Genomic DNA, 25,255 nt, shown 5'->3' with positions numbered 1-25,255 from the left:
CAAGAAACATCTGTTTTCGATGCTGTTACAGAAAGGGCAGAAGGTTCAGTGATTGTTACTGTTTGTGTTGTAAAACATCCGTTAGCATCTGTAATCGTTGCTGTATAAGTTCCCGGACTTAATCCAGAAGCAGTAGCAGCTGTTCCTCCAGAAGGTGACCAAGAATAAGTATATGGTGCTGTACCTCCAGATGGAATTACGGTAACAGTTCCGTTGTTTAATCCATTACAAGTAACATCTGTTTGAGATGCTGTTGCAGCAAGAATAGCAGGTTCTGTAATAGTAACAGATGCAGTTATTTGACATAAGTTTGCATCTTGTACCGTTACTGTATAGGTTCCTGCAACAAGGCCAGAAGCAGTTGCAGCATTTCCTCCAGTAGGAGACCAAGTGTATGTATAGGCACCAGTTCCTCCAGTTACATTTACTGTAGCAGTTCCATTAGTTCCTCCGTTGCATGAAACATCTGTTTGTGATGTTGTTGCTGCAAGAATAGCTGGTTCAGTAATAGTAAAACTTTGTGTTTTGGTACATAAATTAGCATCTTGTACAGTTACTGTATATGTTCCGGCAGAAAGACCATTTGCTGTTGCATTATTTCCTCCAGTTGGAGCCCAAGAGTATGTATAAGCTCCGGTTCCTCCTGTAACAACAACAGTTGCAGATCCGTTTGCTCCTCCATTACAAGAAGTATTTATTTGCGGACTTGGAGTTACTATAAGTTCAGTTGGTTCTGTAATAGTAAAGTTTTTTACAATAGAACATCCGTTAGCAGATGTAATCGTTACAGAATAATTACCAGCTGTAAGATTAGTTGCTGTATCAGCATTTCCACCAGAAGGTGACCATACATAAGTAAAAGGTCCAGGTGCTCCGCTTGGAACTACAGCTGCAGATCCTGTATTAGCCCCAAAGCATAATACATCCGTCTGAGAAGTAGTGGCAACTAAAGTATTTGTTGTAGTAATTGTAAAGTTTCTTGTTATTGTACAACCATTAGCATCAGTAACAACAACACTATTAGCTCCGGCAGTTAATCCGGTTGCTATTGCAGTTGTATCACCAGATGGTGACCATAAATAAGAATATGGACTTGTACCACCGCTAACACTTACCGCAGCCTGACCACCAGTTGAACAGGTTGCACTTATTTGACTTTGTGTAGCAAATAAGGCGCTTGGCTGTGTGATTGTAAAACTTTGTGTTATTGAACAGCCATTAGAGTCTGTTACTAAAACACTATAGTTTCCTATTGCTAGTCCAGTTGCTGTTGCAGCAGTTCCTCCAGAAGGAGACCATAAATAAGTATATGGTGCTGTACCTCCAGATACAATTACTGAAGCCGTTCCCGTTGCACCACCATTACACAGAACATCAGTTTGTGATGGTGTTAACGATAAAATTGCAGGTTCTGTAATTGTAAAACTTCGTGTAGTTTGACATGCATTAGCATCTGTAACAGTAACTGTGTAAGTTCCTTGTGCTAAACCAGATGCAGTTGCAGCATTTCCTCCAGTAGGAGACCATGAGTAAGTGTAAGCTCCGGTTCCACCAGTTACATTTACAGTTGCAGTACCATTTGTACCACCGTTACAAGAAACATTAGTTTGAGAACCAAAACTTGCTACAAGAGCAGCCGGTTCTGTGATAGTAAATATTTGTGTAGCTTGACATCCATTTGCATCGGTGATTGTAGCAGTATATGTTCCTGCCGATAGCCCATTTGCACTAGCCGTATTTCCTCCAGTTGGAGCCCAAGAATAAGAATATCCAGGAGTTCCTCCGCTTACAGAAACTGTAGCAGTTCCATTTGCACTTCCATTGCATGAAACATCTGTTTGTCCAATAGCAGTAGCTGTAAGTGCAGCAGCAGGTTCAGTAAGTGTAAAAATTTGAGTTTTCTGACATAAGTTACTATCAGTAACTGTAACCGTATATGTACCAGCTGTTAGTCCAGTTGCAGTTGCAGCAGTTCCTCCAGATGGAGACCAAGAATAGGTATATCCTCCAGTTCCTCCCGTTGCGCTTATGCTTGCAGATCCAGTGTTATCACCAAAGCAAGCTATGTTAGTTTGTGCTACTGGTGATGCTACTAAAGCAGCAGGTTCTGTAATAGTAAAACTTTGTGTTATCTGACAGCTATTAGCATCAGTAACTGTAACAGTATATGTTCCCGCAGTAAGTCCAGTTGCAGTTGCAGCAGTTCCTCCAGAAGGAGACCAAGAATAAGTATAAGCACTAGTTCCTCCTGAAACGGCTACACTAGCAGATCCAGTTGCAGCTCCGTTACATAAAACATCAGTTTGTGATGGTACAACCGCAAGAGCAGCTGGTTCTGAAATAATAAAACTTTGTGTAGTTTGACAGTTATTAGCGTCGGTTACAGTAACTGTATAGGTTCCTGCAGCCAGACTAGAAGCAGTAGCAGCAGTCCCTCCAGAAGGAGACCATGAATAAGTATAACCAGGAGTTCCTCCAGTTACTACTACTGTTGCTGTTCCATTTGTTCCAGAGTTACAGCTTACATCATTTATAGTTCCCTGAGAAGCCACTAATACGGGTGGTTCTGTTATAGTAAAGTTTAATATTTTTTCGCATAGAATAGCATCTTTTATACTAACAGTATAATTTCCTGGTGCTAAATTACTAATAGAAGAAGATGTAGCAGCATTTGACCAAAGATAAGTATAAGATCCAATACCTCCAGATGGTACAACAGATAATGATCCATTTGCATCTCCATTACAAGTAACATCCACTTGTGTTGAAGTAGCTGTTATATCAGATACTTGTAATGTTACCGCATTTGTAACCGCAGCTGGAGTACAATTTCCGGTTGCTATTAAACGATATTGATAATTATTTAATGAAGCAGTTGCGCCTGTTATAGTAAGCGTTGCTGTAGTCTCTCCAGAGTAAGGAGCACCACTTGTAACATTACTAAATCCAGATCCTGTGTTTACCTGCCATTGATACCCTGTAGCATCAGAAACTCCGGCACTAAATGTTGTGTTAGATCCTGAACAAATAGCACTATCAGTTGGCTGTGCTGTGATAGATGGAGCAGTATTGACAGTTAAAGAAGCACTGTTTGAAGTTGCATCAGGTGTACATAAACCTGAGGCAACGACTCTGTAAACGTATCCATTTAATCCTGCAGTTGCACCAGTGATAGTCAATGTTGCAGTAGTTGTACCAGAATATGGCGCAGCAGCTGGAACATTAGCAAAACCAGAACCCTGATCTACCTGCCATTGATAACCTGTAGCATTTGAAGCTGTAGCAGAGAAAGTAGTATTAGCCCCTGAACAAATTATACTTGCAGATGGCTGCGCAGTGATTGTCGGAGCTTGATTTACCGTTAAAGATGCACTATTTGAAGTTGCAGCAGGAGTACAAGAACCAGTTGCGACAACTCTATATATATATCCATTTAATCCAGCAGTTGCTCCAGTTATTGTTAATGTTGCAGTATTTGCACCAGAATAAACTCCACTGTTAGTTATACTAGAAAAACCGGAACCATCATCGACCTGCCATTGATATCCAGTTGCATTTGCAGCAGTAGCTGAGAAAGTTGTATTAGCACCAGCACAAATTGTACTTGCAGATGGCTGAGCAGTAATAGCCGGAGCCATGTTAACAGTCAATGCTGCACTATTTGAAGTTGCAGCAGGTGTACAAGAACCAGTTGCTATAACTCTATATAAATATCCGCTTAATCCGGCAGTTGCACCAGTGATAGTTAATGTTGCACTAGTTGTACCAGAATATGGTGCACTAGCTGGAACATTACCAAAACCAGAACCCTGATCTACCTGCCATTGGTACCCTGTAGCACTTGAAGCTGTTGCAGAGAAAGTAGTATTAGCCCCTGCGCAAATTGTACTTGCAGATGGCTGAGCAGTAATCGCCGGAGCCGTATTAATAGTCAACGCTGCGTTATTTGAAGTCGCAGATGGACATGTTCCTGAAGCTACAACCCTGTAGATATATCCATTTAATGCTGCAGTTGCGCCAGTTATAGTTAATGTTGCAGTAGTTGTACCAGAATATGGTGCAGAAGCTGGAACATTACCAAAACCAGCACCCTGATCTACTTGCCATTGATATCCTGTAACATTTGAAGCTGTTGCAGAAAAAGTTGTATTAGCACCAGCACAAATTATACTTGCAGATGGCTGAGCTGTAAAAGCTATAGTATTCATACTTCCGGTAACAGCTACATTTTTTGTTGCTATACCAGTAGAAGAAACAGTAATGTTTCCAGATGGTGTTCCTGTAGCTGATGCCGCTAAACGAGCATATATGGTTTTAGTTGTTACAACACCGCCTACGTTAGGAAAAGAAATATTGTTAGTGTAAATACCAGCTACTGATGTAGAAATTTCAAAACCAGTAGGGGCTAATACATCCAAAGATGAGGTTAAACCACCACCACTTATTGTAAAACTTTGTGCTGTTGAAGCACCACCACAGCTTGAAAACGCACTCAATGATGTTGTTGATACAATAGAACCCGCAGGTTCAGTAATAGTTACAGTTTGAGTTTTATTACATCCTCCAAGGCCATTAGGAGTACTATCAGTAATCGTTACGGTATAAGTCCCCGCAGAAAGACCAGAAGCAGTAGCTGCTGTTCCTCCAGATGGAGACCATGAATAAAAATAAGGAGTAGTTCCGCCCGTAACACTAATTGTAGCCGAACCATTATTAGCACCGTATGTACTCGCATTACTTTGTGATGAAATTGAACTGCCAAGTGCCGTTGGAACGGTTAATGTTGCAGTAGAAGAATTTACAGAAGAAGCCCCTCCAGCCACACATCGATAATCATAAGCAGTCATTCCAGATGTAGCACCTGTTATAGTTAGTGTAGAGGTACTGCTTGTACCTATAGAAGTTACGATTGAGTAAACACCACCATTCGAAACGTTAACAAAACCACTTCCGTCATCTACCTGCCATTGTAAGCTAGTAGCATTAGTTGCGGCAACTGAAAATGAAGTATTAGCAGCAGGGCAAATAGTTTTGCTGGTTGGCTGCAAAGTAAATACCGGTGGAGTTGTAGAAATATTTGGAGTCTGATAATTGGCTGCAGTTATAGGAAAATTAGTAGGACTGGTTGTATTTGTATCTATATCCCAGTTTGCCGGATTATTGATAAGGCTTAATAAAGTAGTAACATTCCCTGTTAAAGTACCAGTACTTTTATATTTGGCATTCGGATATTCCTGAGTTGATGGTGGAGGAAATAAAGAAATACAAGTTGAACCATTAACTAATCCTGATGGTAATGCACTTGAATTTCCGCCAGTTGTACCAGCCAGATTCCATTTTGTTGTTGGGTCATAATCACCTGAATTATAATCACCATTAATACCCGCAATAAAAGTCGGAGCATTTGGTGAAACAGGTTGGGCACCGGCTGATGACTGATAAGCTAAAATCTGATCACCACCACTAAGATTAAATCCTGAAAAACCAGGAGCAAAACCAATACCAGTCGTACCCGTTACTGTAAAAGTGTCTGCAGATGTTTCCATTACCGAAACAATAGTTCCTACTGTAGTCAAAGAAGGTACTGTCCATTGAAGATGTGCTTCTGCACTTCCAACATTCCACGTTGTACCATTCCATCCACGTTCACTAAAATAAATAACTGTTCCGGCTGGTATATCTTTTAAAACAATAAAAGAAAAACCATCCAGAGGACTGGTATTATAACCAATAAAGGCTATATCTCCCGGGCCCAGTTGGGCATTTGCTTTTTGCTGTACCAAAAAGGTGCACAAGAGCATAATAAATAAGAGTAATTTTTTTTTCATAACATACGTTTTAGTTAATGACATAAATAAGCATTCTGCCAACCGCCTTGTTGATCAGGCTTTGTAAATGAAGTAAAAGCCTTAATAAAATTTCCGTCATTTATCAATGTCTCAATTTTCCTAAAGCTTATATTATTAAGGGAATCTAAATTTAATTCGTAGATATAATGATTAAATATTGTTCTGTTTGTTTCCTTGTCAAAGCAAATAGTCCCTCTGGGGCCCACAATATTTAATTTGTTTATCTCTTCAATTAAAGAATTCAAACTAAAGTCTTTTGCATTTAGAAGAACGTTCTTTAATATCAGTCCGTTTTCATATCCTAAAATTGAAAATACTGATGGACTTTCTGAATAAGTATTTAGATATTCGGAGGTGAAATCTAATGTTTCAGTATCATTTTGCATCCATGAACTTACTACATAAAGATTGTGTGGATTGGTTTTGTAGTTTTCTAGTATTTTATCATTGATAAAAAAAGGAGTTACATAAAAAGGATATTTTTGCGTAATCTTATTTTGGCTTACAAAACCAGCATTTTCTTCGGCATATATACCGCTGTAAAATGCAAAAACGGCATCAGGTTCCTGATTATTGATAGTCTGATCCATATATATGGCTTCATCTTCTCTTGGCACAAAAGGAGTAATGTAATGTCCTGAAAAATTACTATCTTCCTTAAATGCATATTCAATCGCGCTCAGCATACCGTAACCAGAGTCATAGAATGAAGTCGAAGTGGCAATTTTTTTATACTTTTTGCTTGTTGTTAGATAATTTCCTAAATGATAGCAGGATTCAGTTAATCCAAATGAATTAATGTAAACCCCTTTTGGAGTTACAGTTTCATAAGGTAATGTTGCTCCCAAATCTGCTGCTATTAATAAAATATCGTTGTTTGAAGCATATTTATAAACTTCGTCTACATTATAATGGCCAAAAAAACCTATAATAATAGATACATCTTCCTGAAAATTTAATTTCTGAATTTTCTCAATTATTATTTTATCGTCTGCAGCAATACCTATACTTTCGACAAAAAATTTTGTTTTGAGATTGTTAAGTTTTAAACCTCGCATAAAATCTTTATCCAGGCCAGGATACTGTTGTGACTTTGGAATTAAAATCCCTATTTTGATGTCGTTATCCATAAAATTAGATTAAAAAAAACAGAGGCAGGAATACCTCTGTTTTTATAATTTGATATTAGTTACGAGAAGGGAAAATTCCTTCCATAGCAATACAAAGATTAATACCCAAATATGGATCTCTAATGCTAAATGCCTGAGAACCTCCTACTATAGATGTAGAACCAGATATACTTGCAGTTATACCTCCAATTTTGGTTGTATTTGCAGTTGGCTCACTATAAATAGCTGGTGTAGCTCCGGCAGCTGCCAGGAAGTTGTTACCGCCGTCAGTTTCATTAGAATTTGTACCACCAGTAAAAGCATTTGCAGTGTAAGCTAAATTTACCTGACCAGCTAAAGTTCCAGGAATAAGCTGGTGATTGTGCTGTGGCATATTGTTTATTGTTAGTGTAGTAGTTTCAGTTCCACCAACTTGCCCATAAGTAATAGGGGTTAAGCCAGGTCCGTTACCAACACCAACCATGCTGCGGCCTCTTAAATCTGGCAAAGCAAAAGTAGTTTGTCCATTTCCTCCGTAAGTAGTACCAAGTAATGAAAAAAGGGCAGTGTTTTGAGCTATTGATATTAATTGGCCGCTGCAAGTTTGCCAGCCTCTAGGATTAAAAGTAAATCCAAAAGCCAAAATTGCTCCTAAGAAAGGTTCATTCATAATCTTTTAATTTAATAGTTAGTATTAGTTTTTTTGATTTATTAATAATTTGCCAGATTTGGTAAAAAAATACTCTGACATTTTTTTTATTACAATGCTAAGTTACTTGAATGCAACTATTTTTAAAACAGGTGTTTATACCTGATTTTTTAAGTAGAAAGCATTTTGGTAAAAAATAGTTCCTACATTTTTAAATTAAATCATTTAAATATTTAAAGGCTTAATTCAGGATTAAAATTAAATTTCAAATAGGTCAACAAGGAAAAATATGTCATAGAACAGGTTTTTCTTGTCATGAAATTGCTTTTTAATAAAGGCGTGTAAGGTTTATTTTATAAGGCTTTTTTGTATAAATAGAGTTAAAAACACAAACGATTTAATTTGTAATTTTTAGATTGTAAGTTTCTTCTTTAAGAATGAATATAATAAAGATAAATAAAAGCTTACAAATAAAAATTAAATATTTATCAGATTTTTTTTGGATAAATAAAAAATATTATTGTATAATATACTGATTCAGAGTAGAAATAAAATAAAACTGTCAGGAACTATATCTTCGTTACCTTATTTATTAAGGTTTTCGAAAAAAGTTCCTGACAGTTTATTTAAAGAATATCCTTAGATGGATATTGATGCGGATTATAATTTTGAAGAATAACTTCAAAATATGTTTTTTTAATTTTTAAACTTCACAAGACGAATGTTCGTCAATTATAGTTTTAACACTGCGAATGAAAATTTCAGTGTTTTTAGCTTCTTCCTTAATATAGATATCATAATTGGTTAAATTAAACTGTTCCAGCATATCTTTTTTAAGATACTTTATCATCGATTCAATGCTTCTTGTGTCAGTATTGTTTTGCCTTTTCAGTTCACGCTGTTTACTTTCAAGGTATGACAAAGTCTTTTTTAGTCTCTGAATGCTCAATTTATCCACGTTTCAATCTTTTAAAATTAATAGAAAATAATGATCAACTAAATATTTAATCCTTCGTACTTACGATTAAATCGATAATTTAGTTTTAATGATTTTCTAAAATTTTAGAATATTTTTCGTTGAAATGATTTAATGTTTTGAATATCTTATTATTATGAAAAATGAAATGCAATTATTTTTTTGTAGAATTTCTAATATTATAAGAAATGTTCTAAACTTTTTCTTCTCTATTTTTAATATGATTTCGATGAGAAATTCCCCATTTAATCATTTCTAAAATTATAGGTCCAAAAGATTGGCAATATGTAGTTGATTCGTAAAGGATGGAAACTTTTGCATCACGATCTTCAGTTCTTTTTACCAGATTATTCAGTTCCATATCTTTTAATTCCTTCGATAACATTCGCGAAGTAATCCCCGGGATACTTTCTTTAATTTCCTTAAATCTATGATTTCCATTGCAGATAGAATTTATAATAGGCAGCTTCCATTTTCCACCTAAAACATATATAGTATCCTGAAGCGCCTGAACTTCTTCTTTTTGATTTCTCTCCATATTTTTTAAACCATATAAGTTATATAAGAAATTTTAAGTTTTTGGGTTTGTATAAATCTCACAAGATCATTTTAATCCTTTAATCTGTGGCATTAAAAAACTTAATGTCTTAGTGCCTTCGCGGCATAGCATAACAAAAGTATAAAATAAATCATAAAATTGAATAAATGTTTTTATTTATGTATTTAACTACGTAGTTTTGTAATGTAAAAAATAAAATATCATGGAGCCAAAAATTAAACTTATAGAAAACCAATATTCAAATGTTATTGTCGATTTAATATTAAACATTCAGCAAAAAGAATTTAACGTTCCCATTACTATCGATGACCAGCCCGATCTTCTTACTATTAATGATTTTTATTATGCCAGCGGAGGAGGATTTTGGGGAGCTTTTATAAATGAAGAACTAGTTGGAACGATCGCTTTGGTAAAGTTTGCCGATAATGCCGCAGCAATAAGAAAGATGTTTGTAAAGAAAGAATATCGCGGAAAAGAATTTTCAATCGCCCAAAAATTATTAGAGACTTTAATAGCATATTGCAAAGAAAACGGAATCGATGATTTATATTTGGGAACAGTTTCAATTTTAGAAGCTGCATTACGTTTTTATGAAAAGAATGATTTTGTGCGAATTCAGAAAGAGGAACTTCCAAAAGCATTTCCTTTAATGGCACCAGACAATGTATTCTGTCATTTAACTTTAAAGAAATAAAGATGAACATTATAGACGAATCAGGAATATTGGCCCTTTCTACACGATTGCAGCGACTGAGCGAACAATTGCGAAAAGACGGCGCCTTGTTTTACAAGTCATACGGAATTGATTTCGAACCTAAATGGTTTCCCGTAATTTATACTTTATATCATAAAGAAGTTTTAAGCGTAGTAGAAATTGCCAACGAAATAGGTTACACGCATCCATCAACCATAAGCTTATTAAAGGAACTGGAAAAACAAAAACTGATTCGTTCAAAAAAAGATAAAATCGACGAACGAAAAAGACTTCTTCAGCTTACTGCAAAAGGGCAGGAATTAATTGAGCAGATGAAACCTGTTTGGGACGTTATGAAAAAGGCTTTAAGCGAAATTGCAGACAATCAAAATAATCTGCTGCAGGCTATTAATGAAGCTGAGAATAAAATAGTACATCAGAGTTTTTTACAGCGGGCTTTGCAATTGAAAAGTGAAGGGGAGAAGTAATCAATCATTCCAAATACCACAATCATTGAAAAAAATACCTATATACAATCAAAGTCCCGAAGCTGTTGGCGGTATTTTTATCGCCTATCATTCTGCTGATGATTTGGCTAATTTTGATAATAAGTTAGAGGCGCATCGAGATGATTTTTATATATTTTTTGTACTAACTAAAGGGCAGGCGACACTTCAATGTGATATGATCGATATTGAAATAAAAGCAACCAATGTATTGATGATTAAACCACTTCAAATTCATCACGGACAAGATGGTACTATTGATGCGGCTGGATATTATATTGGTGTAGCACCATTTTTAATACCTAATAATTGTATAGAGATTTTTCAAAATTTAAAAATTTCAGAACAGCTCAATACAATTGATCCAATATATAAGGAAGAACTTTTAGAAACCATTTATTTATTACATCGCAGTTTTAAAAGTTTAAACCCAAATAAAACCCAAATTATTAATGGTCTTTTTAATGCCTTGATTTACAATTTAGCCAATATCTATTCAGACTCAAAAAGCCAAATTAAGGAACTTAAAAATCAATCAGGAATAATTTATAACAATTTCAAAAAGTTGATTTCAGATCGTACTTTTCTGGAAAGCCCATCCTATTTTGCAAAGAAATTAAATATCACAACTTCACATTTAAATGATTGTGTCAATGCTTCTTCAGGAAAATCAGTTACGTATTGGCTTCAAAATGCTATGATTATCGAAGCACAGAGATTACTTTATTATACCGAAAACGAAGTAAAAGAAATTGCCTTTACACTTGGTTTTGAAGATCATACTTATTTTTCAAGATTATTTAAAAAAATCACTAAAGAAACACCACTTTCGTTTCGTAGAAAATTCCGTGAATAGTCCAATCATTGCCATTTATTATTCAATGTCTTTTTAGGTCATTATTTTCAATTTTGAATTGAATTTTAAAACCTAAGAATTATGAGCTCAATGCCCAAAATTATTGGTGATTTTATGGAAATGGCGTTTGCAAACAAAATCTGCAAAGTAAACGTTGCGACTATAGAAACACCAAGTCCCAATATAAAAATAATCAATTTTAAAGGTACTTTTCCGCATGTTAAATTTCAGATCGGACAAGCAATTGTAATTCGGATTGATGATACCAATTACCGAAATTATACTCCAAGCAAATGGAACAGCGAAACCGGAACATTTGAAGTTATTTTTCATATTCACCACAACGGACCCGGAAGCGCATTTATAAATAATTTAAAACCAAATGATCAAATTACCGTTGGTCTGCCAAGAGGTTTTAAGATTTTTAATAAAGAAGCACAATACCATTTCTTTTTTGGAGACGAAACCTGTATTAGTGTTTTTAAAAGTATGAAAGATGAAATTAACCGCAGTGAAAACAATTATTTAGGTATTTTAGAACTAGATGAAATTTCGGTTGAAATTCCTAAAAAGCTAGGACTAGTTGTAGATGTTGTTCCAAAATCTGTCAATAAAGCCGAATCAGCTATAAAATCACTTCAAAATTTAGATACTGAAATCTGGGAATTATGGAAAAAAGGTTATTTCTATTTAATGGGAAATGCCAAATCTATTCAGGCATTTAGAAAAGCGTTGAGAGAAAAAGGCGTTTCAAATAAAAACATTCATACGCAGCCCTATTGGGCAGAAGGAAAAGTGGGACTTTGATTCTTCTAAAAAAAACATAAATGAAAAAGCGATCTTATGAGGATCGCTTTTTTGGTTAAAATATTAAGTGGAACATCAAACGATGTTTTAAAAATGATAAACTCAATATGCTCCAAAAACAAATACCATTTGAATTTACGCCCATTCTCTAACACCATTTTATATATGTACGATAAAGTGTATGTTTTTGGTTTTGAAATATAGGTATTTTTGTAAAACTTTAACACAAGTACACACAATCTTGTCATTCCGAGGAACGAGGAATCGCACAAGAATCTCGAAACAGTTTGTCGCCAATCTTTATGGAATTATAAGTGCGATTCCTCGTTCCTCGGAATGACAAACTTGAGAAAAATTATCAAAAGTGAAAAAGAAAAACATCAACAAAAAAGAAAAAAAACTTAGTACCTTAGCATCTCAGCACCTTAGAACCTTACAACAATGACCATTCAGCAATTAAAATATATAGTAGCTTTAGACGACGAACGTCATTTTGCAAGAGCAGCCGAAGTCTGTATGGTAACGCAGCCCGGATTGACGATTCAGTTAAAGAACCTCGAGGAAGAAATCGGAATTAAGATTTTCGACCGAAATAAAGTGCCTTTAACACCAACAATCCTCGGAACAGAAATAATCAACAAAGCCAGAAAAATTCTCCGTGAAGCCGATGAAATTCGTGATTTTGTCGTGAATGAAAAAAATCTTTTAGAAGGAGAATTAAGACTCGGAATCATTTCAACTTTATCGCCTTATCTCATTCCGTTGTTTATAAATGCCATGAAAGAAGCGGCTCCAAAAGTACATTTCATCATTAAAGAAGGTTACACGGGACATTTAATGAGGGATTTAGAAATAGGTGCGATTGATGTAGCTATCATGGCAACGCCAACAGGAAATCCCAATTTAATTGAACATGTTATTTTTAAAGAACCTTTTGTAGCCTATTTAAATGAATCACATCCAATGGCGAAAGAAGATTTTTACGAACTTCAGCCCGGAGACAAAACCGAACTATTGCTGCTTCACCATGAATATTGCTACAATGCACAGCTTTTGGATATCTGCGGATTAAAATCATCAGATAAAATTAAAGAACAGTTTACCTATGATATCAATTCAATAGAAACCTTAAAAAACCTCGTTCGCGCACATTTAGGATTTGCGATTATTCCGCAGCTTTCCATTTTAAACGAAGCGCAATCGCAGCTTTTTAAACCTTTTAAAGAACCTATTCCGGTAAGGGAAATCAGTTTAGTAGTTTCAGATTCTTTTTCGAAGAAATTATTATTAGAAAAAATGAACGAAGCCGTTTGGAACTGCCTTCCTGATGCACTCAAAAAAGATTTTGCATACAAAAAAATCCGCTGGAACGATTCACCGTATTTTGTAAAAGCGATTAGTAAAGTTTCTTAAAAGTAAATGCTTGTTACAATTAGTCCTCAGTTTTTAACACATAGGAACATAGTTTTTCTTTGTACATAAAGGCGTTTCACTTGTTTTAACACACATAGCTATGTGCATTTATAAGTGAAACGCCTTTTTTAAAGTATGATAAGCTATGTTTCTATGTGTTTAAACATCAGCTCAAAGTAAATTAATTATTACTTTTTCGAAGCTGCAATAATCACATCAGCAACTTTAGCCGGCTGAGAAATAAAAACCACATGGCTTCCTTTTATTTCAGTGATTTTTGTGTTAGAACGTTTGTACATGGCACGTTCGATATCAGGATTGATACTTTTATCTTCAGTTGCTACAATTCCGTAAGATGGTTTAGTTCTCCATGCCGCTTTAGTAATAGGAGTTCCAAAACCCTGAGCGTGAAATGCACCTTGCGAAGCAAACATAAAATCAGCATCTTCTTTACTTAAATCACCTGCAAAACCAGCGTGAAATTTAGCTTTATCATAATAAGCAATTCCTTTATCATCTGGAGGCAATACACCATTTTCTGGAGCAGGAGGCGCAGTTTGTAACCATTGTATAGAATTTTCTCCGTTATCAGGCTGTAAAGCGGCAACATAAACTAAAGCCGCAACTTTTGGGTGATTTCCGGCTTCTGTAATTACAGTTCCACCCCAAGAATGTCCAACTAAAATTGTTGGCCCGTCTTGTTTGTCAAGAGCTAAATTTGTTGCTTTAACATCATCTTCTAAAGAGCTTAACGGATTTTGAACAATAGTTACATTATATCCTTTTTTGGTTAAAATTTGGTACAAACCTTTCCATCCAGAACCGTCTGCGAAAGCACCGTGTACTAATACTACATTTTTAATTTGTGGAGCAGCTTGTGCGTTTACATTTGCTGATGTAAATACTAAACTAAAGATTATCGCTGCGAATGCTAAAAAGCTTTTAATTGTTTTCATTTTATTTAAATTTTAAAGTGTTGATTTTAATTGTTGTGTTGTTTTTATTTTATTCTTTTTGAAATTCCCACAATCTTTGTCATTCTGAGGAACGAAGAATCTTCGTTAGTAACTCCGTCTAGTAAGTCGCCAATCTTTGTAGAGCAGCTTGCGAAGATTCCTCCTCCGTCGGAATGACAAGATTGTGTTGAAATTTTATTATCTAGAAATTAGTTCAACGTTACCGCCAAAGTAATTTCAGTGTTTAATAATTTCGAAATTGGACAAATTTCTTTTGCTTTTTGAGCTGCTTGTTGAAAATCTTCTGCTGAGATTCCAGGAACTTTTCCAGTTAATTCTAATTGAATTAAAGTAATTGTACCGTCTTCAAAAGTTACTTTAGCAGTTGTATCTAAATCTTCCGGAACAAAACCAGCTTCAGATAATAAAAAGCTTAACTGCATGGTAAAACATCCTGAATGTGCTGCTGCGATTAATTCTTCCGGGTTAGTTCCAACACCTTGTTCGAAACGAGTTTTAAAAGATAATTGTGCATTATCTAAAGTTGTACTTTGAGTACTAATAGTACCTTTTCCTTCCATTCCTGTACCTTTCCAGTTTGCGTTTGCTCTTCTTGTAAATTTCATGATTTCTATTTTTTAAAGTTATTTTTTAAGATGATCAAATCATTTGTTTGATTTTGATGAGACAAATTTATGGCGATGATGTTTATTGATCAAATTAATAATTTTTAGTACTTATAAAAATAATTTATAATGATAGATTTTACTGGGCTGGATCAAAACTCGGGGCTATAATTTTTTTTCTGATAAATTTTAAATCTAAGGAGAAAGGATGATTATTTATCTCTTTTTTGGTTTCAAGTTAGAATTTGAAACCAACTAAATAGCTGAATAATAGTTTTATATGTTGTATGGATTTAATTTTATTCGAAACAATTTTAAAGGAATACCCCAGAGAATAAATTTTTAATGAATAATCTAACTTTTAAATTTATGAAAAAAGCTTTTCTAATAATTGTAGTTTGCCTGAGTACAGTTTTGTTCTCCTGCAAAAAAGATAAAGATACTGCTCAATCAAATCCGGAAGACGTAAAGTCTGATACTGCCGATGCTGCATTTGCCGATAACGGCTGGCCGCGCGAAACTGAAAACAACGGAACAAAACTCGTTTATTATCAGCCTCAGGTAGATGACTGGAAAGATTATAAAGAAATTACCGCCCGACTGGCTTTTTCGTTAACTCCAAAAGATGGAAAACAAGTTATAGGTGTAGCTTCTTTAAAAGCAGAAACTTTAGTAGATAAAGATAACCGAAGCGCTTATATTAAAAACCTTCAGGTAACTGATGTGCGTTTTCCAGCTCTCGACGAAAAGAAAGTTCCAGAAATGGAAAAACTGTTTAAAGAAACGCTGCCTAAAAGCGGAGATCCAATTTCTGTAGATCGTATTCTGGCAGATTTAAGCCAAACCAAAAGCCCTGCAAAAGGAATTGTGGCTAAGAACGATCCTCCCGCAATTTTTTACAGCACCAATCCTGCTGTTTTATTGATCGTGCAGGGAGAACCGGTTTTAGTGCCCGTAGAAAAAACAGATATACAATATGTAGTCAATACAAACTGGGATTTATTTTTTGATAAAACTTCAAAAGATTATTATTTATTGGCCGATAATGTCTGGCTGACTTCTAAAAAAATAGAAGGAAAATGGACAAAAACCGCCAAGCTGCCTTCGGGATTAATTAACCTGCCTTCGGGACAAAATTTTGATGATGTTAAAAAGATGATTCCGCCTCCGTCAACCGGAACAACGCCTGAAGTTTTCTACAGCAATAAACCCGCTGAATTGATTGCCATAAACGGAAATCCTAAGTTTATTAAAATAGACGGAACCAAATTATTATATATTGACAATACCGAAAATGATGTTTTTGCCGATGAAGGCGATGGACAATATTATGTATTATTATCAGGAAGATGGTTTAAATCGAAAGACTTAACCGGACCGTGGACGTATGCCGGAAATAACCTTCCTGCTGATTTTTCCAAAATCCCTAAAGATTCACCGCGTGCCAATGTATTATCATCTGTACCCGGAACGCAGGAAGCCCAAGACGCCGTTATGCTGGCACAAGTTCCCACAACTGCGATTATAAAGAAATCTGATGCCGAAGCCAAAGTAAAAGTTACCTATGACGGAGTACCGCAGTTTAAACCAATTGAAGGAACAAAAATGCAATATGCGAGCAATACACAGGAGAAAATTATAAAAGTAGGCGATTTGTATTATTTGTGTTTTCAGGCCGTTTGGTTTATGTCGACAAGTCCTAACGGACCTTGGAAAACAGCCGATTCTGTTCCGAAAGAAATATATACCATTCCGCCGAGTTCTCCGGTTTATAATGTAACGTATGTTACACAAACCACAACCGATACAACTGTCGAAAGCAGTTCAACAGCAGGATATTTAGGTGCTTTTATTATTGGTGCTACAGTAGGTGCTATATTAACGTATGGCACAGGATGGTATTATCCGCCTTATGTGTATTATGGCGGATTATACCCAATTTACCGCCCGTGGCCTTATGCGTACGGATCAGGAGCAGTTTACAATCCGTGGACGGGTGGTTATGCTGTCGGAAGACGTGTTTACGGGCCTTATGGCGCTGCCGGAACTTCGGCCTGGTATAATCCGGCAACGGGAAGATACGGACGTTCTGCAAGTGTGCAGGGCTGGTATGGCGGTCGAACAGCTGCAAGCACTTACAATCCGTGGACGGGAAATTACGCCAGAACCAATCAGGGGCATAACGCGTATGCGCAATGGGGACATTCTGCTGCTACAAATGGTAATCAATGGGTGCAGACGGGACACGTTACAACCCGACGCGGAACTGCAATTGGTTATGAAACTTCGGGAGGAAATAAAGGAGTAATTACGCATAACAGAGGCGGAGGAACAACAATTCATACCAACAATAATGTATACGCAGGTCACGACGGACATGTGTATAAAAAAGATGCAAACGGAAACTGGAGTCATTATAATAACGGAAACGGCGGCTGGACGCAAGCAGGAACTTTAGGTTCGTCAAACAAATCTGGCGGAGCTGTTGAACGTAATAAACCAAATCAGGGATTGGGTGCAAATGGAGCAGGAGAGAAGATTCAGCGTGATAATCTGCCGAAACCCGAACAAAACCTAGGCGGCGAAACCCGATTAGGCGACAGAACTCAGCGCGATAATTTCCCTAAAGCAGACCAAACCCTCGGACAACCGAATAAACCGCTTGGTGAAGCAGGTCGTCCTGATATTACAAACGATCTAGATCGCTCAGCTTTATCCAGAGACCGCGGAGAATCACAAACCCGAAATTTCAAAAACTTCCAACATCAAGGCGGTTTTGGCGGTGGAGGATTTAGAGGCGGCGGCGGTTTTAGAGGCAGAAGATAAATAAAAGTAAAAGGTTGATTATAAGAGGAAAATCAGGAATGGTAGTGATATTGCCAGACCTGATTTTTTTGTTTTTATTGTTTCAAGTTTCAGGTTTGAAGTTTCAGGTTTCACCAAAGTTTGTCATTTCGAGGAACGAGACTCGAGCGATAGCGAACAGGCGAAGCAAATCGCACTAGAAACTCTACAAAGATTGGCGACATTTATTAAAAATTCCAAATCCCAACGCAATCTTGTCATTTCGAGGAACGAGAAATCTTCGTAAGAAACTCTACAAAGATTGGCGAAATTCTGTACGAAGCTACTCGCGAAGATTTCTCCTCCGTCGAAATGACAAGATTGTGAAAAATTGGAATCGTTCTAAAACGAGCAAAGCGAGAAACGAAACATGAAACATGAAACAAAACAAAATCCCTATATTTAACATTTAAAAAATCAGACAAATGAACTCTAACAAACTTTTACTTTGTCTTTTATTCACAATGCAAATAGCATTAGGACAAATCAACCCGGACACTACTTTAAAACAATTAAGCAAACAGCATCAGTATGCTAAAATGGACAGCTTAAACAATATAGAAAAAGGCAAAGACTATTATTTCTATAAAGGATTATATGCCAATGTCTGCAACAAACCCAAGTTGTCAAACCAGTATTTAGACAGTTTGAAAAACAACGAACTGACCAATACTTACGAATTTGCGAAGCTGAAAAACGATAACTATATCAAACTCTTTAATTACAATTTGGCTTATACGGCTTCTAAAGTTTTGACGCTTAAATTTCAAAAGCATTATAAAGAAGACGAACTTCAGGACGAATTAAACACGCAGCGAATCTGGCAGACTTTACGCAATACGCGCGCGCAGACAATTGATAAATTTTCGACAATTTCAGTTGCTGCAGTAAAAGACAAAGCAGGTTTAATTACAACGGAAGTTAAGGCAAATGATACGCAGTCCAGTTTTGTTTTTGATACCGGAGCAGGAATTAGCTGTATTACCGAAAGTGTGGCGAAGAAAATGGGAGTTAAAATTCTGCCGGATAATAATATTTTGGTGGCGAGTTTTACGGGACAAAAAAACAAAGTTCGTATAGGCGTTGCACCCGAAATTAATTTAGGAGAATTGAAAATTCATAATGCGGTGTTTTTAGTATATCCTGATAAGGCTTTTACATTTGCAGACGGCGCTTATGTCATTAACGGAATTATTGGTTTTCCTATAGTAAAAGAGTTAGGAACGATTACGATTGAAAAAGATAAACTTACCTTTTCTAAAGAATTAGAAACCAATACAACCGAAAAAAACTTATTTGTAGACGAACTCAGAGCGATTGTAATGCTTACGTATAAAGGCAAAACCCTGCCGTTTAATTTTGACAGCGGAGCAAAAGAAAGTCTTTTCAACAAAGCGTTTTACGAAACCTTCAAAACCGATCTTGACCGTATGGGTACTTTAGAAACGACTAAATCTTCCAGTGCTGGCGCAGAAGTAGTTTCTAAAGAAGTTTTGGTTTTAAAAGACCAGCAAATATATCTTGGAAAAAAACTAATTCAACTCTCAAAAATGGAAATTGACCAAAAGGATTATGGCGTTTATGGTGAAGTAAATTTTGGAAATATTGGGCAAGATGTATTGGAACAATTTGAAAAAGTTGTGATTAGTTTTGATTTGAATTATTTGAGGTTGGAGGATTGAGTTATTTATTCTTCAAAAGAATAACCATCTTCTTCATGAAAAGAAGATTGACCAATCCAAATTTCTAATTCAATAAGTTCTACAACAATATCATTTAAATAAGAAATATCCAGTTCTTTAAATTTTATTATGACTTTTTTAGAATCACATAAAGAATCATATAGAGAAGCCAAAGTTTTAGTATCGAAAACACTTGTTTGTTTTAAGATACTTATAAATTTGATTTTAAAATTTTTGCTGCTGGTTCCTAATAACTCTATTTGATGCATGATTTTAATATAGTTCGTGTTATATTTTATGTTTACAAATTTGTTGTAATTAATCGTAAATTTTAAATTTTAATTCTAAATAATTAAGCTAAAATTAAAACTTTGTGTTTACGAACTGACTTAAATATTTTGAGGTATGGTTTTCCATAATATAATCTTGAATTTATTAATGTTATTTGTTTCCAAGAGTAGAAGTTTAAATTTCTAATCTTAAATAAAATGTTTAATTTAAAAATACATTAATGGAAACAATTCAAGCAATTAAACCTGGTCCAAAACCGAAAAAAGAAGATGGATCATTAGATGAAAGAAGGCGTGTAACTCCTGAAAAGAAGGAAGATTATCGCCCTTTAAAGCCTCATATTCATAAACCAAAGGATTGATGAATTATGATTTCAAAAAAAAAGAGACAGTTTAATGCTGTCTCTTTTCGTATAAGTTTTTCTTCTGCTAGCGCGAGCGTCCCGCTCGTGACACGTATGTTATAAATTAAGTTAAGATCAAAAACTTTGCGTTCACGAGCGGGACGCTCGCGCTAGCGAAGGGACGCGATTGTCTCGAAATAGATTGATTTTAAATTTTGGGACTGCCTTGATACAAACCGTCAATAAAAACTTGGGAAACTGTACTATATTTATTTTTGGCTTCTTGAAATTTTTGTTCAATCCAAAAAGCTCCTTCTTGACTCAGTTCAACATCGGGTTTCTGTTTTAAAGCTAATCTAGGATTGATGTTTTCTTCGCCAGATTCATGTCGTTCTTTGGTAGTTCGAAAACTCTCGTAACCTAATTCATTCATCATTCTTCCCATTCTTGGACAAGATGAAAATGTCGAATCTAAAAACTCAGATGAATGGACTCTGATATAAATATTATAATGACTTTTCCAAGAAATTAGCTTGATATCTTCTTCACTTGCAATATCATTAATTCGGTCATGCTTTTTTGCAATAGCTTTTCCAAATATTGCATATTCACTATCATTCATCAGATATGCCATATATACTATATCACCATCATTATATCTGTTTGGTCTTCCCATTGCACTTGGAAAAGTTATAGCAAAATGACAATGTGTACGTTCTACTAAATCTTTTATTTCCCAATCCCATTTTCCTCTATCATCACCTGTTCCATAAAATTTAATAAAATGCTTTTTGTCCCCAATTACTTTTCTAATAATTGACGTTCCATAATCTTTTAATTTAGGGATATTTGTTGGTAATCTATTTTCGGAAATGATTTTTTTCCATTTAGAAACTATATTCCGATCCAATACATTTGGATCAAGTATCCATAATCTATTAAAATAATCTAAAGCTTTTTTTATTTGTTCTTCATCTTTACTTTTAATACCCAATTCATAGTTAGTGAAGAATCCTCCATTTGTGAAATTTGCTGATGTAATGATCAAACTTTTTGTATCAAAAATATAGGCTTTACTATGTAAATTTTTTATCCCTTTTATTTCTATGCCCTTTTCAATTAATCTTTCTAATGCTTTGAGACTAGAGACACCTGAACGAAAATCATTTAAATTGAACCGGGTAATAACTTGAATTGTGTTTCCATGCCAATTATTTAATAAATGAGTAACCATATTATCAGTAATAAATGGAGATATTAATTTTAAATTTTTCGTATTTTCTAATTCTGTTAAAAAATTATCTAGCCATTTATTTTGTATTACTTCCATTTGTGTCTAATTTTATGAGTATTTATTTACTGTATATTGGAACAGGTGAATTAAAAAAACGAATTGATGATTATTAAATTTTTTCTGCAGACTTGGATCCACTGTTCGTAATATATCGATAATTAAGAAAAACTTATATTGTTAACGAGCTTGAGGTAAAATTAATGTGTTTCAAATTTGTTAAGATAGCATTGTAATTTCATAGCACAGTATATTTCAAATAAATACATTTCTTCATCATTTTCTATAGGGATGAATGCAATTCTTTGTTTTAAAAGAAACTCTTTTGCTGGCGTTACATCTAATTTGAAATCAAATTGTTTGCGTTTTCCAATATATTTTTCTCCTTTTTCAATTTCATATCTTATCAAACCTATATTAAAAGCTAGTGTAGATGTATTATGACTATGCCCTTTTAAATGTTGTAATGTTCTACCAATTACACCTTTTGAGATGCCAACATAAATTGGAGTGTTTTGATGAATATAGATGTACAGACCCTTAAAATCTGTTTTTATTTTCCCTCCTTTTGTTTTGTATTGGCGTAACCAATTTTTTTTAATAATCCCGTCTTGAATTAATTTATTTGTCACTTTTGAAATTCCGCATTTACCGCCGAAATATTTTTCAATTTCGAAACAATTTTGTACAGGATTAAATTCTTCAAATTTTCTTTCAAATTGAGATGTTATTTCTAAAAATGAAGTTTTGTAAGCCTGTTTTTTTGTTATGATGTTTGATAAGTTTTTTTCTAGTTCCATTTAATTGTATCGTATTTATATCTTTTGCGAATCAAATTAGGAGATATATCTTAAAAACAAATTTTAAATAATTAAGGTTAATTATACTCTTATATCATGGAAATTTTCAAAAGAAACGGGAATAATTTACTTATTATGTATTTAAATATTCTTAAATGTAAATCGTTTAATAAATTGATAATGCTTTCTTGAAAGACTAGCTTCTTGTTTTAATAAATTATTACCCTTTTCTGATAATAGTATTTTTAACTCATTTTTTTGTAGAAGTAGCTCATTTGAAAGCTCAAAAACATGAGTGTTCTCAAAGTATTCTGAAATATGAAGCTTTTTGTCAACTGCATTATCTAAAAAATATTCAAATGACTTTACTAAATTTTTGAATTCTCCTATTGATAAAGCTAAAAAGAACATAGCTATTAGTAGCTCATTTTCTTTGTTTTCTTCTTTATAACTAAAGTCTTTATGTGTTTTTATTATTCTATAAATATTAATGAATCTTTTTATACATCTTGGGTTTTTACCAATTATTTTAGTGAGACTTTTAATTTGTAAAATTTCTTCTGGTAAAATATCCAAAGAATCTATTTCTTCATTTTCTAGATTTAAACTTCCGTTGCTATCATCTAAATTTCTAATTTCAAATGAATTGTTTAACGGTTTACTATTTCCAACATTTGGTTTTTTTATATTTTTATCTACGGTTTCAGTTGTTTTTGCTATTTTATCAGTTGTTTTGATTTGTGCCAATTTCTCGATCATATTTTTAATATTTATGTCGTCAGCATCTTTTATATGAAAAGGAACTTGAAAGATTTTTTCTAAATAATTTGAAGCTGAAATTTTATCATCATTAGGATCACTTCCACTAAATAGCTTTTCATACTTATGATTTAATGCTGTTTTCACCCATCTAGGATCTACACCAACAACGACGATAAATAAAGGAAAAGCCATTAACAGATTTACAGCTTCTAAGACTTCAACAACTCTATCTTCTGGACATCGATCCAAATCATCTATGTAAAGAATAATTCGTTGAAGTGGTTTGTTAAACATTTTTTTGAAATCCTCACTTTCTTTGTTTTCTTCTGTTTCAATATTATGATCAGTTAATAAATCACTAAGTATTTCAAAATCTTTTCTGATTGTAGATACTATTCCTAGATGCTTTTTATAATCATCACTATTAGCTCTTTTTTCAATAAATGTATATAATGCTTCAGTAGATAGCGCATTATTTAATTTAAATTCTAATCTTGATTTTATCTCTAAAATATCACTTAATCTTTGGTTAATTATATTAATGTTTTCTTTCGAATTTTTAATTTCAAGCTTTAGAGCTTTTTCTCTTTGTTTAAACTTAAATATTGCATCTGCTTTTTCTATTTCATAATTAGTTTTGAGATTCCAAAATGAGGCTATTAAAGGGTGTAATTTATTGTATGTATCAATTGCTCTTTTCCAAAAATTTCCAAAAATTAATAAAAAACTTACTGTCTTGGCTGAAAAGGAAAAATCCTGCCAGCTTATTAAAAGTGAAGTTAAACTTGAGAAAATAGGTGTAAAAAAAATTATTGCTAATATTGCTAACAAATAGGATGTATTTTTCAGCCATTTGTCATTTTCAAAAAAAACTTTAAAAAAAGTATACTTTGATTTTGTCTGATTATATAATTCATTTGGAGAAACCCAGTATTTTTCGGGAATAATTTGTTTTAATTCATCCGTTGATTTAATAAATGTTGGATTCTCGTTTAAAGAATTTTCTATAGTTGATTTAACTGTAAATTTTTCATTAACATTTTTTAAAACCTTTTTTAAAGTATTTTGTTTTATAGTGTTAATTTTTAATTTGAGTTCTTTTTTTGCTACTATTTTTTGTCTATATAGCCCAAACAATTGAACTCTTATTATCTGACTTTGTTGTTCTAAAGATTTTATTTCTTCTTTTGAGAAGTTTAAATTTTGAGTTAATTTCTTTTCTATTTCTTTTTTAAAATTTTTAGCTTTAGTATCACTCGTAATATATTCTTGTAAGCCTTCAAAAATCCGAGTAACAATACTTGCCCAAAGATTAGAATCCATATACGACCAAGCATTAAAGTGTACGTGGGCTATTCCTTCACAGAATGCCTTTTGAGGATTTTTTAAAGATAAATATTGTATCTCTTCTTTTAATTTGTGCATGAAGAAGCTTTTTCCTGAGCCCCATTTTCCTAATAAAGCAATAGCTAATGGAGGGACAAAATTTTTAGCAGCTATAACACGAGCAAAAGCCTCATAATCTTCTTTTATGTTCAAATGATCTACCCCTTTATCAGAATCACTTAATATTCCTGGTAAAGTTGTAATATTTTGTTTAAGTTGTTTTTTTTCTTCTTTTTCATTAGAAGATATAACTCCGTCCCTTAAATCTTGTAATTCCTTTAATTGGGTTGGGTCAATTGATCCTCCAATATTTATATTATCTGGTTTAATTCCTGAGTGATAATTTTTAGATGATTCCTCAATTTTTTTATAGAGATCATTTCCATCTTTATCATTAGGTATAGAAATTATAAATTGACAATTGAATTTTTGAATATATGTTTCTAAATCCTTTAAGATGGATATTGTAACTTCATAACTTTCTTGATAACTAACTCTTCCAACACCAGTTGCCATTAATGGGATCCAAATCTTTTTGTTACTTAAAATTTCCCAATTAAATGTAATTGCTTGTCTTAGGTTTACATTTAAGTTGTTTACCGGATTACCTATACCAACAGTAACGATAAATAAAATTGGCTTGCCATTAAGTTGATATAAATCAAATCCTTTTGCTAAATTAAGTTGCTTAAGAATTGTTTTTTTGTAACCATATTCATCAAGGACTAATTGGTTTAATTGACCAATATTAGCATTCATATCTATAGAGACAATAGCAATATCAGCTTCTTTAGGAGAACTTCCAATTTTAGTTTGAGAATTATTTATGTCAAAAAAGAAAAACATTTCTAAAAAA

General features: G+C 33.9%; 19 protein-coding genes. 8 read left to right on the top strand and 11 right to left on the bottom strand.

The window, feature by feature from the left end; genetic code table 11:
• From J2Y38_RS19965 to J2Y38_RS19945, 5 genes are all read right to left on the bottom strand, one after another.
• Positions 1 to 5,828 (bottom strand): hypothetical protein (locus J2Y38_RS19965; RefSeq protein WP_309846041.1); only part of this gene is annotated, 5,828 nt, incomplete at its 3' end.
• Positions 5,829 to 5,842: 14 nt separating this feature from the next.
• Positions 5,843 to 6,979, bottom strand: coding sequence for an ABC transporter substrate-binding protein (locus J2Y38_RS19960; protein WP_309846039.1), 1,137 nt, complete (start codon positions 6,977 to 6,979; stop codon positions 5,843 to 5,845).
• 55 nt (positions 6,980 to 7,034) lie between these two features.
• Positions 7,035 to 7,628 carry a phage tail protein gene (locus tag J2Y38_RS19955; RefSeq protein WP_056198688.1) on the bottom strand — a complete coding sequence of 198 codons (594 nt, stop codon included), beginning with the start codon at positions 7,626 to 7,628 and terminating at the stop codon, positions 7,035 to 7,037.
• Between the two features lie 682 nt (positions 7,629 to 8,310).
• Entirely contained in the window at positions 8,311 to 8,457 is a 147-nt protein-coding gene (locus J2Y38_RS19950) for a hypothetical protein (protein ID WP_309846035.1), read from the bottom strand.
• Between the two features lie 319 nt (positions 8,458 to 8,776).
• Positions 8,777 to 9,121, bottom strand: a complete 345-nt coding sequence (locus tag J2Y38_RS19945; RefSeq protein ID WP_309846032.1) for a helix-turn-helix domain-containing protein — start codon at positions 9,119 to 9,121, stop codon at positions 8,777 to 8,779.
• 223 nt (positions 9,122 to 9,344) lie between these two features.
• On the opposite strand from J2Y38_RS19945, the gene J2Y38_RS19940 reads away from it, so the two are divergent.
• The 5 genes from J2Y38_RS19940 (at position 9,345) to J2Y38_RS19920 (ending at position 13,418) form a co-directional block, all read left to right on the top strand.
• Positions 9,345 to 9,836 (top strand): GNAT family N-acetyltransferase, encoded by a 492-nt coding sequence (locus J2Y38_RS19940; RefSeq protein WP_309846029.1) that lies wholly within the window; start codon positions 9,345 to 9,347, stop codon positions 9,834 to 9,836.
• A 2-nt stretch (positions 9,837 to 9,838) separates the two neighbouring features.
• Positions 9,839 to 10,324: a MarR family winged helix-turn-helix transcriptional regulator gene (locus J2Y38_RS19935; protein WP_056198676.1), complete on the top strand. Its 486-nt coding sequence runs from the start codon at positions 9,839 to 9,841 to the stop codon at positions 10,322 to 10,324.
• A 25-nt stretch (positions 10,325 to 10,349) separates the two neighbouring features.
• Positions 10,350 to 11,198: a helix-turn-helix domain-containing protein gene (locus J2Y38_RS19930; protein WP_309846026.1), complete on the top strand. Its 849-nt coding sequence runs from the start codon at positions 10,350 to 10,352 to the stop codon at positions 11,196 to 11,198.
• Positions 11,199 to 11,279: 81 nt separating this feature from the next.
• On the top strand, positions 11,280 to 12,005 hold the full coding sequence (locus J2Y38_RS19925) for a siderophore-interacting protein (RefSeq protein ID WP_309846023.1): 726 nt from the start codon (positions 11,280 to 11,282) through the stop codon (positions 12,003 to 12,005).
• A gap of 441 nt (positions 12,006 to 12,446) precedes the next feature.
• On the top strand, positions 12,447 to 13,418 hold the full coding sequence (locus J2Y38_RS19920; protein WP_309846020.1) for a LysR substrate-binding domain-containing protein: 972 nt from the start codon (positions 12,447 to 12,449) through the stop codon (positions 13,416 to 13,418).
• Positions 13,419 to 13,606: 188 nt separating this feature from the next.
• Here the strand turns inward: J2Y38_RS19920 and J2Y38_RS19915 are convergent, their stop codons facing one another.
• Together J2Y38_RS19915 and J2Y38_RS19910 are read right to left on the bottom strand one after the other, a co-directional pair.
• Positions 13,607 to 14,374 carry an alpha/beta hydrolase gene (locus J2Y38_RS19915; protein ID WP_309846018.1) on the bottom strand — a complete coding sequence of 256 codons (768 nt, stop codon included), beginning with the start codon at positions 14,372 to 14,374 and terminating at the stop codon, positions 13,607 to 13,609.
• 209 nt (positions 14,375 to 14,583) lie between these two features.
• On the bottom strand, positions 14,584 to 15,000 hold the full coding sequence (locus J2Y38_RS19910) for an OsmC family protein (protein WP_053471827.1): 417 nt from the start codon (positions 14,998 to 15,000) through the stop codon (positions 14,584 to 14,586).
• 369 nt (positions 15,001 to 15,369) lie between these two features.
• Between J2Y38_RS19910 and J2Y38_RS19905 the strand changes: the two genes are divergently transcribed.
• Together J2Y38_RS19905 and J2Y38_RS19900 are read left to right on the top strand one after the other, a co-directional pair.
• A complete protein-coding gene (locus tag J2Y38_RS19905) occupies positions 15,370 to 17,826 on the top strand; it encodes a hypothetical protein (protein WP_309846014.1) in 2,457 nt (818 codons plus the stop codon).
• A gap of 443 nt (positions 17,827 to 18,269) precedes the next feature.
• Positions 18,270 to 19,526 (top strand): retropepsin-like aspartic protease, encoded by a 1,257-nt coding sequence (locus tag J2Y38_RS19900; protein WP_309846011.1) that lies wholly within the window; start codon positions 18,270 to 18,272, stop codon positions 19,524 to 19,526.
• A 5-nt stretch (positions 19,527 to 19,531) separates the two neighbouring features.
• On the opposite strand, the gene J2Y38_RS19895 is transcribed toward J2Y38_RS19900, so the two are convergent.
• A complete protein-coding gene (locus J2Y38_RS19895) occupies positions 19,532 to 19,795 on the bottom strand; it encodes a hypothetical protein (RefSeq protein WP_309846008.1) in 264 nt (87 codons plus the stop codon).
• A gap of 242 nt (positions 19,796 to 20,037) precedes the next feature.
• On the opposite strand from J2Y38_RS19895, the gene J2Y38_RS19890 reads away from it, so the two are divergent.
• Positions 20,038 to 20,178 (top strand): hypothetical protein, encoded by a 141-nt coding sequence (locus J2Y38_RS19890; RefSeq protein WP_309846006.1) that lies wholly within the window; start codon positions 20,038 to 20,040, stop codon positions 20,176 to 20,178.
• Positions 20,179 to 20,368: 190 nt separating this feature from the next.
• Here the strand turns inward: J2Y38_RS19890 and J2Y38_RS19885 are convergent, their stop codons facing one another.
• The 3 genes from J2Y38_RS19885 to J2Y38_RS19875 all read right to left on the bottom strand — a co-directional run bounded on the left by J2Y38_RS19885 (position 20,369) and on the right by J2Y38_RS19875 (position 25,245).
• Complete coding sequence (locus tag J2Y38_RS19885) at positions 20,369 to 21,490, bottom strand: phospholipase D family protein (protein WP_309846004.1); 1,122 nt, start codon at positions 21,488 to 21,490, stop codon at positions 20,369 to 20,371.
• 161 nt (positions 21,491 to 21,651) lie between these two features.
• Positions 21,652 to 22,251, bottom strand: a complete 600-nt coding sequence (locus tag J2Y38_RS19880) for a hypothetical protein (RefSeq protein ID WP_309846003.1) — start codon at positions 22,249 to 22,251, stop codon at positions 21,652 to 21,654.
• A gap of 141 nt (positions 22,252 to 22,392) precedes the next feature.
• Complete coding sequence (locus tag J2Y38_RS19875; protein WP_309846001.1) at positions 22,393 to 25,245, bottom strand: P-loop NTPase fold protein; 2,853 nt, start codon at positions 25,243 to 25,245, stop codon at positions 22,393 to 22,395.
• Positions 25,246 to 25,255 lie beyond the last annotated feature (10 nt).

This window comes from Flavobacterium sp. 2755, assembly GCF_031455715.1.
GTDB lineage: Bacteria > Bacteroidota > Bacteroidia > Flavobacteriales > Flavobacteriaceae > Flavobacterium.
This window is presented reverse-complemented; position numbering and strand designations above follow the sequence as displayed.

What these genes read in the sequence shown, in the direction of transcription:
- J2Y38_RS19960 (WP_309846039.1), bottom strand. Translation starts at nt 6,979, where the DNA reads ATGGATAACGACATCAAAATAGGGATTTTAATTCCAAAGTCACAACAG.
- J2Y38_RS19955 (WP_056198688.1), bottom strand. Translation starts at nt 7,628, where the DNA reads ATGAATGAACCTTTCTTAGGAGCAATTTTGGCTTTTGGATTTACTTTT.
- J2Y38_RS19950 (WP_309846035.1), bottom strand. Translation starts at nt 8,457, where the DNA reads ATGATAAAGTATCTTAAAAAAGATATGCTGGAACAGTTTAATTTAACC.
- J2Y38_RS19945 (WP_309846032.1), bottom strand. Translation starts at nt 9,121, where the DNA reads ATGGAGAGAAATCAAAAAGAAGAAGTTCAGGCGCTTCAGGATACTATA.
- J2Y38_RS19940 (WP_309846029.1), top strand. Translation starts at nt 9,345, where the DNA reads ATGGAGCCAAAAATTAAACTTATAGAAAACCAATATTCAAATGTTATT.
- J2Y38_RS19935 (WP_056198676.1), top strand. Translation starts at nt 9,839, where the DNA reads ATGAACATTATAGACGAATCAGGAATATTGGCCCTTTCTACACGATTG.
- J2Y38_RS19925 (WP_309846023.1), top strand. Translation starts at nt 11,280, where the DNA reads ATGAGCTCAATGCCCAAAATTATTGGTGATTTTATGGAAATGGCGTTT.
- J2Y38_RS19920 (WP_309846020.1), top strand. Translation starts at nt 12,447, where the DNA reads ATGACCATTCAGCAATTAAAATATATAGTAGCTTTAGACGACGAACGT.
- J2Y38_RS19915 (WP_309846018.1), bottom strand. Translation starts at nt 14,374, where the DNA reads ATGAAAACAATTAAAAGCTTTTTAGCATTCGCAGCGATAATCTTTAGT.
- J2Y38_RS19910 (WP_053471827.1), bottom strand. Translation starts at nt 15,000, where the DNA reads ATGAAATTTACAAGAAGAGCAAACGCAAACTGGAAAGGTACAGGAATG.
- J2Y38_RS19905 (WP_309846014.1), top strand. Translation starts at nt 15,370, where the DNA reads ATGAAAAAAGCTTTTCTAATAATTGTAGTTTGCCTGAGTACAGTTTTG.
- J2Y38_RS19900 (WP_309846011.1), top strand. Translation starts at nt 18,270, where the DNA reads ATGAACTCTAACAAACTTTTACTTTGTCTTTTATTCACAATGCAAATA.
- J2Y38_RS19895 (WP_309846008.1), bottom strand. Translation starts at nt 19,795, where the DNA reads ATGCATCAAATAGAGTTATTAGGAACCAGCAGCAAAAATTTTAAAATC.
- J2Y38_RS19890 (WP_309846006.1), top strand. Translation starts at nt 20,038, where the DNA reads ATGGAAACAATTCAAGCAATTAAACCTGGTCCAAAACCGAAAAAAGAA.
- J2Y38_RS19885 (WP_309846004.1), bottom strand. Translation starts at nt 21,490, where the DNA reads ATGGAAGTAATACAAAATAAATGGCTAGATAATTTTTTAACAGAATTA.
- J2Y38_RS19880 (WP_309846003.1), bottom strand. Translation starts at nt 22,251, where the DNA reads ATGGAACTAGAAAAAAACTTATCAAACATCATAACAAAAAAACAGGCT.
- J2Y38_RS19875 (WP_309846001.1), bottom strand. Translation starts at nt 25,245, where the DNA reads ATGTTTTTCTTTTTTGACATAAATAATTCTCAAACTAAAATTGGAAGT.